The organism is Acidimicrobiales bacterium, from assembly GCA_025455885.1.
Lineage (GTDB): Bacteria > Actinomycetota > Acidimicrobiia > Acidimicrobiales > Acidimicrobilacustridaceae > Rhabdothermincola_A.
Genome location: JALOLR010000005.1, coordinates 41,644 through 55,809 on the forward strand (window position 1 = coordinate 41,644; position 14,166 = coordinate 55,809).

The 14,166-nt window shown below is 72.4% G+C and carries 11 protein-coding genes, 2 pseudogenes and 3 riboswitches; of the genes and pseudogenes, 9 read left to right on the plus strand and 4 right to left on the minus strand.

Going from position 1 to position 14,166, the window contains the following annotated elements; genetic code table 11:
* The first annotated feature begins 16 nt into the window (after positions 1–16).
* The 6 genes and pseudogenes from gcvH (at position 17) to MUE36_05490 (ending at position 3,790) form a co-directional block, all read left to right on the plus strand.
* Complete coding sequence (gcvH, locus tag MUE36_05465; GenBank protein ID MCU0310372.1) at positions 17–397, plus strand: glycine cleavage system protein GcvH; 381 nt, start codon at positions 17–19, stop codon at positions 395–397.
* 4 nt (positions 398–401) lie between these two features.
* A pseudogene (locus tag MUE36_05470) lies at positions 402–449 on the plus strand (hypothetical protein).
* A 117-nt stretch (positions 450–566) separates the two neighbouring features.
* Positions 567–890 (plus strand): annotated as a pseudogene (locus MUE36_05475) (FHA domain-containing protein).
* Positions 890–1,906: a MerR family transcriptional regulator gene (locus MUE36_05480; GenBank protein MCU0310373.1), complete on the plus strand. Its 1,017-nt coding sequence runs from the start codon at positions 890–892 to the stop codon at positions 1,904–1,906. The pseudogene MUE36_05475 and the gene MUE36_05480 overlap by 1 nt, the downstream one beginning before the upstream one ends.
* A 58-nt stretch (positions 1,907–1,964) precedes the next feature.
* On the plus strand, positions 1,965–2,459 hold the full coding sequence (locus MUE36_05485; GenBank protein MCU0310374.1) for a bifunctional nuclease family protein: 495 nt from the start codon (positions 1,965–1,967) through the stop codon (positions 2,457–2,459).
* Positions 2,460–2,503: 44 nt separating this feature from the next.
* Positions 2,504–3,790: a lipase family protein gene (locus MUE36_05490; protein MCU0310375.1), complete on the plus strand. Its 1,287-nt coding sequence runs from the start codon at positions 2,504–2,506 to the stop codon at positions 3,788–3,790.
* A 28-nt stretch (positions 3,791–3,818) separates the two neighbouring features.
* Here MUE36_05490 and MUE36_05495 read toward each other — a convergent pair whose 3' ends face one another.
* A complete protein-coding gene (locus tag MUE36_05495) occupies positions 3,819–5,681 on the minus strand; it encodes a TIGR03767 family metallophosphoesterase (GenBank protein ID MCU0310376.1) in 1,863 nt (620 codons plus the stop codon).
* Between the two features lie 200 nt (positions 5,682–5,881).
* Between MUE36_05495 and MUE36_05500 the strand changes: the two genes are divergently transcribed.
* The 3 genes from MUE36_05500 (at position 5,882) to gcvT (ending at position 8,385) form a co-directional block, all read left to right on the plus strand.
* Positions 5,882–6,358: a MerR family transcriptional regulator gene (locus tag MUE36_05500; protein ID MCU0310377.1), complete on the plus strand. Its 477-nt coding sequence runs from the start codon at positions 5,882–5,884 to the stop codon at positions 6,356–6,358.
* Positions 6,359–6,511: 153 nt separating this feature from the next.
* A complete protein-coding gene (locus MUE36_05505; GenBank protein ID MCU0310378.1) occupies positions 6,512–7,270 on the plus strand; it encodes a TetR family transcriptional regulator in 759 nt (252 codons plus the stop codon).
* 23 nt (positions 7,271–7,293) lie between these two features.
* On the plus strand, positions 7,294–8,385 hold the full coding sequence (gene gcvT, locus MUE36_05510) for a glycine cleavage system aminomethyltransferase GcvT (protein MCU0310379.1): 1,092 nt from the start codon (positions 7,294–7,296) through the stop codon (positions 8,383–8,385).
* An 18-nt stretch (positions 8,386–8,403) separates the two neighbouring features.
* Here gcvT and MUE36_05515 read toward each other — a convergent pair whose 3' ends face one another.
* The 3 genes from MUE36_05515 to MUE36_05525 form a co-directional block, all read right to left on the minus strand.
* A complete protein-coding gene (locus MUE36_05515; GenBank protein MCU0310380.1) occupies positions 8,404–9,741 on the minus strand; it encodes an MFS transporter in 1,338 nt (445 codons plus the stop codon).
* Positions 9,742–9,805: 64 nt separating this feature from the next.
* Positions 9,806–12,709, minus strand: a complete 2,904-nt coding sequence (gcvP, locus tag MUE36_05520; protein MCU0310381.1) for an aminomethyl-transferring glycine dehydrogenase — start codon at positions 12,707–12,709, stop codon at positions 9,806–9,808.
* Positions 12,710–12,756: 47 nt separating this feature from the next.
* Positions 12,757–12,859, minus strand: a riboswitch (glycine riboswitch).
* Positions 12,860–12,968: riboswitch (glycine riboswitch) on the minus strand. It abuts the riboswitch before it with no gap.
* Between the two features lie 64 nt (positions 12,969–13,032).
* Positions 13,033–13,836, minus strand: coding sequence for a class II aldolase/adducin family protein (locus MUE36_05525; protein ID MCU0310382.1), 804 nt, complete (start codon positions 13,834–13,836; stop codon positions 13,033–13,035).
* Positions 13,837–13,961: 125 nt separating this feature from the next.
* A riboswitch (cobalamin riboswitch) is annotated at positions 13,962–14,034 on the plus strand.
* Positions 14,035–14,166 lie beyond the last annotated feature (132 nt).

A 14,166-nucleotide genomic window follows, 5' to 3' on the forward strand; every position in this document is an offset into this window, starting at 1 on the left:
CGCTAGCGTGCCGCGCGTGCTCCTCCCCGACGACCTGCGCTACTCGACCGACCACGAATGGGTGCGGCTCGAGGGCAACCGGGTCACGGTGGGGATCACCGACTACGCCCAGGACGCCCTCGGCGACGTCGTGTACGTGGAGGTGCCCGACACCGGAGCGGCCGTCGAGGCGGCCGCCAAGGTGAGCGAGGTCGAGTCCACCAAGTCGGTCTCCGACATCTACGCACCCGTCACCGGCACCGTGGTCGAGGTCAACGCCGAGCTCGCCGACGCCCCCGAGGTCCTCAACGACGATCCCTACGGCGCCGGCTGGATCTGCGTGATCGAGATCGACGACCCGGGCCAGCTGGATGGGCTGCTCGACGTGGAGGGCTACCGGCGGTTGATCGAGGGATGACGACGTGAGCGACGTCTTCTGCAACAACTGCGGGCATCGCAACCCGCTCGGCTCCAACTTCTGCTCCTCCTGCGGCGCGGTCCTCGAGACGGTCGCCGAGGAGAGCACCACGATCGTCTTCCACCCCACCCTCCCCGCCGACCCCGTCGAGGAGGAGATGCGCGTCGAGGTCGACGACATGCCCGCCGACACGGGGATGCTGGTCGTCAAGCGGGGACCGAAGGCGGGGAGCCGCTACGCGCTCGACGCCGAGGTGATCTCGGCGGGGCGCCACCCCGACAGCGACATCTTCCTCGACGACATCACCGTCTCGCGCCGCCACGCCGAGTTCCGGCGCACCGACGACGGCGGCTACTCGGTGTGCGACGCCGGGTCGCTCAACGGCACGTACCTCAATCGCGAACGCATCGAGGTCGCCCCGCTGGCCAACGGTGACGAAGTGCAGATCGGCAAGTTCAAGCTGGTGTTCTTCCACGGCGTCGGCGAGGACTGATGGCGTCGGACCGCACCCACCTCTCCATCGGGGAGGTCCTCACCCTGTTGCAGCCGGAGTTCCCCGACATCACGATCTCGAAGATCCGCTTCCTCGAGAGCCAGGGCCTGCTCGATCCCGAGCGCACCCCGTCGGGGTACCGCAAGTTCCACGACGACGACGTCGAGCGGCTGCGTTGGATCCTCACCCAACAGCGCGACCACTTCCTGCCGCTGAAGGTCATCAAGGAGCGCCTGGCCAGCGGGGACCTCGACGGCGCGGCGGCCGACGGTGTGCTCCCGCTGGCCGCCGAGGGCGCCGCGTCGGCGGCACTCGTCGGCTCGTCGGACGCCGGCGCCGCCGTCGAAGGTGAGGAGCCTCCGGTCGCCCGGGCGCCCCTGACGTTGCTGAAGCGGGCGGGGGTGGTGAGCGACGAGGACGCCCACCCGGCGGGCCCGGTGAGCCGCGCCGTCGCGTCGCCCGGCGAGGACCGCGAACGCGCCCGGGTCGTCGCCCAGCTCGTGGAGGGCCCTCCGCCCACCGAGCCCGAACCGGACCCCGAACCCGACCCTGGACCCTCCGGTCGTGGGCGGCACCCCACGGGGCACCCCGCCGGCGAGCCCGGGGCGCCGCCGGCGCCCGCGGCGAAGGACCCGGTGACCCTCTCGCTCGACGATCTCAGCGCGGCCACCGGCCTCACCGCCCGTGAGCTCGGCGAGCTCGAGCGCTACGGCCTCCTCTCGGCCCGGTCCATGGGGAGCGTCGACTACTACGACGAGGACGCCTTGATCGTGGCTCGACTCGCCGTCGGCTTCCGGCGCTACGGCATCGAACCGAGGCACCTGCGCATGTACAAGGTGGCCGCCGACCGGGAGGCCGGCCTCTTCGAGCAGCTCATCACGCCGTTGCTCAAGCAGCGCCGGCCCGACGCTCGCCAGGAGGCGGTCGAGATGCTCGAGGACCTCGCCGAGCTGGCCGACGACCTGCGGGCGGCCATGGTCCGCTCGGCGCTGCGCGGGTACCTCGGCCAGGTCTGATCTCGACGGCGGAGCGTTCCCCCGCCCGGCGTCGCAGCGCTCCCGGTAGGGTCCAGTCATGGTCGAGATGGAGCCGGTCGCCGTACGCGTCGAGCTGCCGGGCAACGTCCCGGTCGTCGTGCTGCGTGAGCTGGATGGGGAGCACCGCCTCCTCCCGATCTTCATCGGTCAGCCGGAGGCGACCGCCATCGCCTTCGCGCTCGACGGCGTCGTGACCCAGCGCCCGATGACGCACGACCTCATGCGGGACCTCGTGGAGCGCCTGGGCGGGACCGTCGAGCGGGTGCTCATCACCCACCTGGAGGAAGGCACCTTCTACGCGGAGCTCCACGTGACCTCCGGCGACACGTCGCTTCAGATCTCCAGCCGCCCGTCCGACGCCATGGCGCTGGCCCTGCGGATCGACTGTCCCATCTACGCCACCGAGGAGCTCCTCGACGAGGCCGGCATCGTCGAACCCGAGGTCGACGACGAGGAACCGCCGGGCGACGACGTGGTCGAACAGTTCCGCGAGTTCATCGACTCGGTGAACCCGGACGACTTCGCCTCGTGACCGACCGGGTCAGGGGTCCGGAGCGGCTGCACCCGACGGTGTCGATGCGCCGACGCCCGCGCCGCCGGTGTGCCGTCGCCCTGGCGACGCTGGCCGCCGCCGCCCTCCTCGCATCGGCCTGCAGCGACGACACCGCCGCACCCGGCGACACCACGACCGCAACCACCAACCCCGCCTTCAGCGAGCCCTCCGACGCCTTCTACATCCCACCGGAGCCGCTGCCCGAGGGCCGGCCCGGTGACGTGATCCGCAGCGAGGCGCTGCCCGGCGCCCCGGCCGGATCGCAGGCCTGGCGCATCCTGTACCTCTCCGAGGGGATCACCGGCGAACGGATCGCCGTCTCGGGCATCGTCGTCGCCCCTCTTCCTGACGACGCCACCTCCGACGCGACCGGTGGACAGACCGCCACCACGACGATTCCCGCCGACCGGCCGATCGTGAGCTGGGCCCACCCGACCACCGGCGTCGTCGACGACTGCGCCCCATCCACCATGTCGACGGTGTTCGAGCTGATCCCGGGCCTCGACGCCTTCCTCGCCGCCGGCTACGTCGTGGCCGCCACCGACTACGAGGGTCTGGGCACACCCGGTGTCCACCCCTATCTCGTCGGCGAGAGCGAGGGCCGCAGCGTCCTCGACGCCGCCCGCGCCGCCCGCGTCCTTCCCGACACCGGCGCAGGGGACCGACTGTTGCTCTGGGGTCACAGCCAGGGTGGGCAGGGATCGCTCTTCGCCGGCCAGCTGGCCAGGTCGTACGCGCCCGAGCTCGACCTCGTGGCCACCGCCGCGGCGGCGCCCGCCGGCGAGCTCGCCGACCTGCTCGATCTCGACGCCGACACCGCCGAGGGGATCGTGCTCGGTGCCTACGCCGTGAACGCCTACGCCGAGGTGTACGCCGACACCACCCCGACACCCCGGGCGGATCAGGTCGTCACCGCCGACGGGCTTCCCGCCATCGCCCCGCTGGTCCAGCTGTGCGACCTCACCCAGTCCGACCAGATGGCAGCCATCGCCGCGCCCCTCGCCGGGAGCTTCTTCGTCGGCGATCCCGGTTCGGTGGAGCCCTGGTCGACCCTCCTGGCGAAGAACTCCGCCGGCGGTGCACGCATCGAATCGCCCGTCTTCGTCACCCAGGGCGACGCCGACACCATCGTCGAGCCGTCGGCCACCACGAAGCTCGTGTCCTCGTACTGCGCCAACGGGACGGCCACCACCGAGCAGACCTACCCGGGGGTGAGCCACGACCTCATCGGGTACGCCTCGGCTGGCGATGTCGTCACGTGGTTCGCGTCCGTGCTGCGCGGGTCCGCCCCGGCACCGGGCTGCAACTGAGCCGGCACCGCCCGACGGGGGCGCCGGCTCAGCGCGGGCTGATGCCCATCTTCTCGCGGAGGCTCACGCGCAGGGAGTGGTCCTCGAGTGTGGCGTCGGAGATCCGCGAGAGGTCGAACGGCGCCTTCACCAACAGCTCGGTGTTGCGGTCGGTCGGGGTGCCGAGCAGCGCGGCGGCATCCCAGAACCACGGGTTGGCGGCGAGCTGACGGCTGGTCGACGCCAGGTTCGTCTGGGAGAGGTCCCCCGGGCGCACGTCGGGCGGTGCGGCGTGATCGACGGTCAACGTGAAGATCGACAGGGTGCCGTCGCGGTTGTCGACCAGCTCCACCATCCGGGACTGCTGGCCCCAGTCGATGCAACTCGGCGTGTTGATCTCCCAGAAGCCCCCGCCGAGGGTGGTGGACGTGGTCGGGTGGGGGACGATCGTGTTGGCGTGGGTGTGCCCGTTGCACCAGGCCACGACGTTCGGGAACCGCAGCAGCAGGGCGACGAGGTCGGCGCCGGTGTAGAGCTGGGTGGTGTCACCCGGCTCGGCGGCGACGTTCTCCATGGTCCAGCTCGTGTGGTGGCTGAGCACCACGACGATCTGATCGGTGGCGCTGTTGGTGACGACCTCCCCGTTCGCGTCGAGGTAGGTCGACGATGCGTTCTGCAGCTCCGCCTCCAGCCATTCCCACTGCGGCTGACGGATGCTGCCGTCGGCGCCGAACCACTGGTTGTTGGTGTCGAGAGCGATGAACTTCACCGCCGGACCGATCGAGCGTGACCACCAGGCGTCGCCGGTGGTGCGCGACGCCTCGGTGAAGCCGTGGCCCCTCGGCCCGACCGGATCGTCGATGGCGAAGTGGGCATCGATGATCTCCTGGCGGGTGAAGCCCCGGCGGTCGGCGGCGGGCGTGACCTGGCGGACGCCGGCCTGGGTGCCCAGGGTGGTGACGAGTTGGGCGAAGTCGGTCTGGTCGGCGGCGTTGGCGGGGTTCGAGACGTCGCTGTAGAGCTGGGCGGTGTCGGGCGGGGGGTTGGCGATCTTGGAGGTCCCCGTGGCGAGCTGGTCGAACGGCGCCGTGTAGGGGCCGAGGGTGCCCATCCACACGGTGTCGTGGTTCCCGAGGACGCTCAACCACGGGGTGCGCAGGCCCTCCGAGCGGACCTCGTTGCTGACCGCCGCCGAGAGCAGACCCGGGATGGCCGGGTAGCCGTTCTCGCCCCACAGGTCCTTGCTCGGGTCCTCGGGGTGGTAGGCCCAGGCGCTCTCGTCCCAGACCTGCACGCCCTCGTAGGTCCCCTTCGCCCCGGAGTTCGGGATGACGTTGCGTCCGGCCAGGGTGTCGAGGTACCAGTTCATCTCCACGGTGGCGTGGGAGTCGGCGAGGTCGCCGGTGATCACCGTCACCGCGGCGGGCGCCCCGGTGACGACGCTGCGCTGCAGGGCGTTGACAGCCGCCACCATCTCGGCGAGCACGTGGACGGTGAGCGTCTCCTGGGCCCGGAAGGCGTTCTGGTCCTGGTTCAGCGCGAAGGTCCAGTCGGCCCTCGACGGCGTCTGGGTGTCGACCACATGGGTGTCGCTCAGCTGGCCGAAGTAGAGGATCGAACGCCGCGCGGCCACCCGGTCCGGGCCCGGGGCCACCCCCAGGTCGTCGCGGGGGAGGAACGGCTCGCCCGGACCCCACTGGAGCGCCCGGTAGCCGGAGCCGGCCACCAGGGCGATGGTGGCGTCGAGCGTCGTGGCGCGCTCGCCGCGCACCACGCTGGTGCCGTCGGGTGAGGTGGTGTCGGGCCCCCCGGCGTCGTCGCCGGTGCACGCCGCCGCGAGCGCCCAGACCGGAAGGGTGGCGCCGGCGGCGGCGCTCACCCTCAGGATGAACTGACGACGAGAGAGTGACATGGCCGGCACCGTACCGTCCGAGGTGGGGCACCCCGGCGACAGGGCCCGGATCGTTGACCCGGTGATCCGGGGCACCTACGCTCGGCACCTCACACGGGCGTAGTTTCACCGTTGTCGTCCAGACCTCAGGTGGAGCCCGAGACCACGTCATCCTCCAGTCGAGGGTGACCTCGCCCTCAGGGGCGAGAGAGGGAGCCATCATGAGCGCCGTCCACGCCGAGGGCTACAGCGGGGCCAAGGCCGCCGAGATCGCCGGCATCAGCTACCGCCAGCTCGACTACTGGGCCCGAACCGACCTGGTCCGGCCGTCCCTCGTCGACGCCGCGGGGAGCGGGACGCGGCGCCGCTACAGCTACACGGACCTGCTGGAGCTCAAGGTCGTCAAGAGCCTCCTCGACGCGGGCATCAAGTTGGAGAGCGTCCGTGACGTGTTCGCCTACCTCCGCGACCACCTCGGTGGCGACGTCACGACCGCCAACCTCGTCATCCAGGGCAACGCCTCGGTGGTGATCCAGGACGACGGCGAGTTGATCGATCTCGTGAAGAAGGGCCAGGGGGTGCTGAACATCCTCCCGCTCGGCAACGTGCGTGACGAGGTCGACGCCCGCATCCTCGAGCTGCGGCCCGCGGCCGACCCCGGCGACGCCGCCGTCACCCGTCTCGCCGCCGGCTCGTGATCTCCTGACCGCCTGACCGCCGTCCGGCGGGGGCGCCGCCGCCGAGACGGATCCGCGGGCGGACCAGCTCGAGCGCGGGGGAGCGAGGTCGCTGGGGGACCGTGCCCGATCGAGGTCCGCGCCCGGACCGTGAACGTGGTTCATACTGTGAACATGGTTCATCTCAAGGTCGTCCCGGACGATCGGCGGGAGCGCACCCGCGAGGCCAAGCGCCAACGGATCCTCGCCGCCACCGGGGCCGTGATCGACCGTGACGGCCTCGCCGGCGTCACCATGCAGGCCGTCGCCGACGAGCTCGACTGCGCGGTGGGCACGCTCTACACGGCCTTCGACTCCAAGGCGGCACTGCTCTCCGCACTGGAGGCCGAGGCGGTGGACACCCTCGAACGCTCCTACCGGACGGCGCGGTCGGGATGGGACGACCACCTGGCCGAGGAGGACCTCGAGGACGACCTCGTCGTGCTGATCGGGCTGTTGGCCTACGGCGGCCACCTGGCTGCCGCCGCGGTCGTGTTCCCCGACGAGGTCGCCCTGGTCCGGGGGCTCCTCGGCGAGGCGCCCCCGAACGCCGCGCCGGTGGAACGTCGGGAGGGGAGCGACCTCCTCCCCGTGCTGCACCGGCTCCTCGATCCCGCCTCGGCCCGGCTGGATGCTGCGGCGGCCGCCGGGGTCCTCGAGGACGACGACACGACGGCTCGGGCCCTGCGGTGGGTGGCGGGCCTCCTCGGGGTGCTGCGCCTCGAACGCCTCGCCCCGATCGACCGTCACCTCGTGCGCGCCGGCGCCCTGGCGAGGGCCCTCAGCGAGGACCTCCTCGTCGGCTGGGGTGCGCCCCGCGAGAACGTGGAGGTGGCCTCCACATGGGTCGAGCGCCTCGCCGCCCGGGGCCCGTTGGCCCCGCCGCCGGCGTGAGCGCCGGGCACTAGGGTCGCCGCGTGAGCGACCGCACCTCGGCACTCGACGCCGTCCACCGTGAGCTCGGGGCGAAGATGGTGCCCTTCGGTGGATGGGAGATGCCGCTGTCCTACCCGGCGGGCACCCTGGCCGAGCACCGCTCGTGCCGTCACGCCGCCGTGGTCTTCGACGTCTCGCACCTCGGCACGGTCCGCGTCGAAGGGAGCGGTGCGGTCGACCTGCTCCAGCGGGCGCTGACCAACGACCTGCACCGCATCGGGCCAGGCCGGGCCCAGTACACCCACCTGCTCGATCCCGACGACGCCTCGGTGACCGACGACATCATCGTCTGGTGGACCGACGACCGGGCTTTCGACGTGATGCCGAACGCCTCGAACACCTCCGGAGTGATGCGGGCCCTCACCGAGGAGGCCCTCGTCGGCGGCATCGACGACGTGACGGCCCGCGACGTCACCGCCGGCCGTTCGGTGCTGGCCGTCCAGGGGCCCAAGAGCCGTGAGCGCCTCGCCGGCGTCGTGCCGGCGGCGGCCACCGTGCCCCGCTTCGCAGTGCGCCGAGTCCCATGGGAGGGCCTGGAGCTCGTGGTCGCCGGCACGGGCTACACCGGTGAGGACGGCGTCGAGATCGCCGTACCCGCCGACGGCGCCGAGCGGTTGTTCCGGGCGCTGCTCGCGACCGGTGTCCAGGCGGCGGGCCTCGGCGCCCGCGACACCCTGCGCCTCGAGGCCGGCCTGCCGCTGCACGGCCACGAGCTCGGGCCCGGCATCACCCCCCTTCAGGCCAACCTGGGCTGGGTGGTCGCCTGGGACAAGGGCGAGTTCCGGGGGCGGTCGCCCCTCGTGGCCGAGCGGGCGCAGGGGGTCACCCGGCGTCTCCGGGGGCTCGTCACGCCCGGACGCCGTCCGCCCCGCGAGGGCCAGGTGGTGCGACGCGGCACCGAGGTCGTCGGTGAGGTCACCAGCGGCAACTTCTCTCCGGAGCTGGGCCACGGCATCGCGCTGGCCTTCCTCCCGCCGGGAGCCGTCGAGGGCGACGAGCTGGTGGTCGACGCTCGCGGCGCCGAGCTCGGGGCGACCGTCGTCTCGCTGCCTTTCGTCTCCCGTGGCCGCTGACGGGACGAGGCGCGCGCGTCAGAGATCGTCGGCGGGGTCGAGGCGAACGGGCCCCACGGGCGTCTCGACGTCGTTCAGATGGTCGGGGCGTCGCGCCACCCCATCGGGGATGGCGAGGTCGAACGGGTGCGGCACCGCCCGTTCGGCGCCCCGGGTGTCGAGGACGCGGGCCGCGATCACGAGCAGTGCCATCAGGGCACCAGCGCCGCAGAACAACCAGGCCGGGCCCAGGGCCTCGTAGACGGGGGCGGCGACGGCCGCCGCGAAGCCGGCTCCGATCATGCTGACGGCGCCCGAGAGGCCCTGACCGGCGGTGAGGCGCTCCCGGGGACACGAGCGGGCCATCGCCGTCTGCGCTCCGGGGACGGCGATGGCGTTCCCGACCGCTTCCACGAGGGCCATCGCCGTGATGAGCAGCGGGACGGCCAGAAGGCCGTACGCGGCGGTGGCGGGGACCACGATCACCATGCCGATCGTGGCCGACCGGACCGGGCCCACCCGGTCGGCGAGACGGCCACCGGCGGGCGCGGCGATGACGAAGGGGAGCGCGTAGAGGCTGAGGCCCAGCCCGATCAGCAACGTCGACGCCCCCCGGTCGGTGAGGTAACGCGCCCAGAGCGACTCGTAGATCCCGACCGGGAGGTAGACGGAGAGCTGGAGCAGCACCGCCACCACCACGCCACGGTGGCGCAGCAACAGGAAGGGCGCGAGCACGTTGCGTTCGCCGTGCCCGGCACCGGGGGCGGGGCGGGCCACGCGGGTGCCGGGCAGCTTCGCCTGGGTGAGCACCACGAGGACGACGGCCAGGGTCGCGGCGACGATGAGGAAGGGGGCCCGCAGGCCGAGGAACTGGAAGAGGACGGTCCCGATCACCGGGCCGAACATGAAGCCGAAGGTCTCGGTGCCGGCGAATCGGCCGAGGAGGTGGCCGGTGCGGGCCGGGTCGGCGCGGACGAGGCTCGCCCGCGCCGCGGGCAGGAACATCCCCGTGGCGAGCCCCGCCATGCCCCGGGCGAGGCTGAACTGCCAGAGCTCGGTGCCGAAGGCGAACCAGAGCAACGACCCGATGTTGACGGCCACCCCGGTGACCAGCAGGAGCCGGGCGTGGCCCCGGTCGCCGAGCGGGGCGAAGCCCAGTTGGCCCACCACCGAACCGAGGAAGAACAGCCCGGCGATCAGGCCGAGCCCCCAGGTGGGCAGGTCGTGGGCGTCCTGCAGCTCGGCGAGCAGCGGGAAGACGAGCCCGCCTCCGGTGGCGAGGAAGAAGGTGCAGAGGAACAGCGGCCACAGCCCGCGCACCGGGGGAGGGAGGGTGGCGCCGCCGCTGCTCACCGGGGGCGCAGCGGGGGTGGACACCCGGGCGACCCTAGCTCCTCGGGTACCGTGATCGGCTCAATTTCGAAGGATCAACGAAATTCGATCAGGCGTCGGCGAAGGCCTCGACCGGGGGACACGAGCACATCACGTTGCGGTCGCCGTAGGCCCCGTCGATGCGGCTCACCGGCGGCCAGTACTTCCCGAGCCGATCGGCGCCCCCGCCCGGCCAACCGGCCACACGGCGTGGATAGGGGTGGGTCCACTCGTCGTCGCCCACGTCGGCGGCGGGGTGCGGGGCGTTGCACAGTGGGTTGTCGTCGACCGGCCAGGTGCCCGCGGCGACGGTGTCGATCTCGGCACGGATGGACAGCATCGCCTCGCAGAAGCGGTCCAGCTCGGTGAGGCTCTCGCTCTCGGTGGTCTCGACCATCAACGTGCCGGCCACCGGGAACGACATCGTCGGGGCGTGGAACCCGTGGTCGATGAGACGCTTGGCGACGTCGTCGACGGTGATCCCGGTGGCCCGGGTGAGGGGGCGGATGTCGAGGATGCACTCGTGGGCGACGAGCCCGTCACGTCCCGTGTAGAGGATCGGGAAGGCGTCCCGGAGCCGGCGGGCCACGTAGTTGGCGCTCAGGATGGCGACGGCAGTGGCCCGGCGCAGGCCGTCGGGGCCCATGAGGGCGATGTAGGCCCAGGGGATGGGCAGGATGCCGGCCGACCCCCACGGCGCGGACGAGACCGGCCCCACGACGGGGTTCGCGCCGACCGGTCCCGCCACGGGGACCACCGGGTGCGACGGCAGGAACGGGGCCAGGTGGCTGCGCACCGCCACCGGGCCCACCCCCGGTCCGCCGCCGCCGTGGGGGATGCAGAACGTCTTGTGCAGGTTCAGGTGGCTCACGTCGGCACCGAAGCGGCCCGGCCGGGCCACGCCCACGAGGGCGTTCAGGTTCGCACCGTCGAGGTAGACCTGCCCGCCGGCGTCGTGGACCGCCGCGCAGATCTCGCCGATGGCCTCCTCGAACACCCCGTGGGTGGAGGGGTAGGTCACCATCAACGCGGCGACGTTCGGCCCGAGCTCCTCGAGCTTGGCGTCGAGGTCGTCGAGGTCGACGTTGCCGTCGGCGTCGCAGGCCACCACGACCACCCGCATCCCCGCCATCGCCGCGCTGGCGGCGTTGGTCCCGTGCGCGGACGCGGGGATCAGGCACACGTCCCGGTTCCGGTCGCCCCTCGAGCGGTGCCACGCGCGGATGGCGAGGAGCCCGGCGAACTCGCCCTGGCTGCCCGCGTTGGGCTGCAGGGACACCGCGTCGTAGCCGGTGATCTCGCAGAGCCAGCGCTCGAGGTCGCCGATCAGGGTCCGGTAGCCGGCGGTGTCGGCCGCGGGGGCGAAGGGATGGATGTCGGCGAACCCCGGCCAGGACACCGGCTCCATCTCGGTGGTGGCGTTCAGCTTCATGGTGCAGGAGCCGAGCGGGATCATCGTGCGGTCGAGGGCCAGGTCGGCGTCGGCCAGACGCCGCAGGTAGCGCAGCATCTCGGTCTCGCTGTGGTGGCGGTGGAAGACGGGGTGCGTGCAGAAGGGGCTCGTGCGCCGCAGCGCACCGGGGAGCGCGTCACCGACGGTCGCGGGGGCGACGTCACCCGTCGCCGGGGCGAGGGTGGCGCCGAACGCGGCCAGCACCCGCTCGACGGTGGCTTCCGTCGACGTCTCGTCGAGGCTGAGGCCGAGGTGGTCGTCGTCGACCGGGCGGAGGTCGAGGCCCCGTTCGGCGGCCGCGGTGAGGACCTCGGCGGCCCGGCCGGGCACCCGCACCGTGAGCGTGTCGAAGAAGTGCTCGTGGACGACCGTCACCCCGGTCCGGGCGAGCTCGGCGGCGAGCTGCGCCGTGAGCCCGTGGACCCGGGTGGCGATGCGCGTCAGCCCCTCGGGCCCGTGCCAGACCCCGTACATCCCCGCCATGACCGCCAGCAGGACCTGGGCGGTGCAGATGTTGGAGGTGGCCTTCTCGCGACGGATGTGCTGCTCGCGGGTCTGCAGCGCGAGCCGGTACGCGGGACGCCCGGCGGCGTCGATCGAGACACCCACCAGCCTGCCCGGCAGCGTCCGCTTGTACGCCTCCCGGGTGGAGAGGAAGCCGGCGCTCGGTCCACCGAACCCCATCGGCACCCCGAAGCGCTGAGTGGAGCCGACCACGACGTCGGCGCCCAGCTCCCCGGGCGGGGTCATCAGGCAACACGCCAGCAGGTCCGTGGTCGCCACCACGAGGGCGCCGCCGTCGTGGGCCCGGTCGATGATCGGGGCGATGTCGCGGACGGCGCCGCTCGACCCCGGATGTGACACGAGCAGACCGAAGCAGCCGTCGGGCAGTGGCTCGGCGGGGTCGGCCACCACGAGCTCGAGCCCCAACGGCTCGGCGCGGGTGGCGAGCACGGCGAGGGTCTGGGGATGGGTGTCCGCGTCGGCCACGAAGACGGTGCCCGCCTTCGGGTTGACGCGGTGCACCAGGGCCATCGCCTCGGCCGCGGCGGTCGCCTCGTCGAGCATCGATGCGTTGGCGAGCTCCGTGCCGGTCAGCTCGGCCACCATGGTCTGGAAGTTCAGGACGGCCTCGAGGCGGCCCTGGGAGATCTCGGGCTGGTACGGGGTGTAGGCGGTGTACCAGGCCGGGTTCTCGAGCACGTTGCGTCGGATCACCGGCGGGGTGACCGTGGCGTACCAGCCGGTGCCGATGAGCGACGTGCGCACGGTGTTGTCTGCGGCCAGCGCCCGCAGCGCCGCCGTCACCTCGACCTCGCTGCGGGCCTCGGGGAGGTCGAGGCGCTGGTCGGAACGGATCGCCGGGGGGACGACGGCATCGAGGAGGGCGTCGAGCGAGTCGACGCCGACCGTGGCCAGCATCGTGGCCAGTTCGGCGTCGTCGGGCCCGATGTGGCGGGCCGCGAACGACTCGGGTCCCGTGAGCGGGGGAGCGGGAGCGGTCTCGGGAGCGATCGTCACGGCGTGGTCCTCTGGGTCGGTCCGGCGCGCGCCGGATCGGGTGGGGACCCCGCTCTGTCGTGGGACCTGAGAGTTTTCGTCCGGCGCCGAACGTGGCACCGGGACCTTCACCGTCGGTGAGCCACCGGAGGTGGCTGCTCTCCAGAGTTGCCTGCGCCTGCGGTACGGGGGCCTGAGAGTTTCCCGGGGTGGTTGCTCCTTCGGCGCCCCCGCCCGGCACCCGAGGGCGTCGGTCGGGGAGCTCTCCCGCAGGCGGTGATCGGCCTCGGTTGTCCGCCCGACCCTACCGGTTGGCGGGGGGATCGGGGGCGACGGCGGAGACCTCAGTCGAGGAAGTCGGGCTCCTCGCGGACGATCCAGTCGTAGAGCGCCTGGAACGACAGCCAGCCCGCGAAGTGGCCGCCGACCTGCGACGCGGTGAGGGCGGCGTGCTCGGGATCGATCAGCACCCGCTCGCCGGCGGCCATGGCGAGGAGCTGCGCCTGGCAGGTGCGCTCCATGGTGATGAACCACCAGGCGGCCTCGTCGACGCTGTGCCCGACCGTGAGCAGACCGTGGTTGCGCAGGATGGCGGCCTTCATGTCGCCGAGCGCAGCTGCGATGCGCTTCCCCTCGAGCGGGTCGAGGACGACGCCGGTGAAGTCGTCGAAGAGCGCATGGTCGCCGTAGAAGGCGCAGCTGTCCTGGGTGATCGGCTCGAGCAGCAAGCCGAGCGACGAGAATGCTTTGCCGTGCAACGAGTGGGTGTGAGCCGCGGCGATGACGTCGGGACGGGCGGCGTGCACCTCGGAGTGGATGGCGAAGGCGGCCTGGTTGATGGCGTAGTCGCCGTGGACGATGGTGCCGTCGTGGTCGACGCACACGAGGTCCGACACGCGGATGAGCCGGAAGTCGACGCCGAAGGGGTTGAGCCAGAAGCGCTGGGGGAACTCGGGGTCACGGACGGTGATGTGCCCGGCGACGCCCTCGCCGAAGCCGAAGCGGCCGAAGAGCCGGTACGCCGCCGCCAGGCGCTCCTGGCGGTGCCGGCGCTCGGCGGCGACGTCGTCGAAGGTCGGCGGCGTGTACCGCAGCGGCTTGCCCGCCGCGGCCACGTTGCGATCGGGGGCGGTGGTGTCCTCGGCCATGCGATCCTCCTGAGCGACCCGGTCCGGCGAGTGTAGGACCCGAGCCCGATCGGCGACGGGTGCGTCGATTGACGGCGTGGCCGGGGGGTGGTCAACTGCCCGCAGCGCAGTACGAGCCCGGTGAGGGGAAGTCGGTGCGACTCCGACGCTGTCCCGCAACCGTGTGCCGGTGGGCGACCACCGGCGAGTCGGATCACCGACCCGGGTTCGAGGCTCACCATGCACCGTCGCGGAATGCGGTGCCGAGCCCGAGTCACGTCGTGCCCGGTTCGATGATCGGCGTACGTCGGGGAGCGGGGGAGGCGGCACTCCCGGCCCGACCCGACGAGG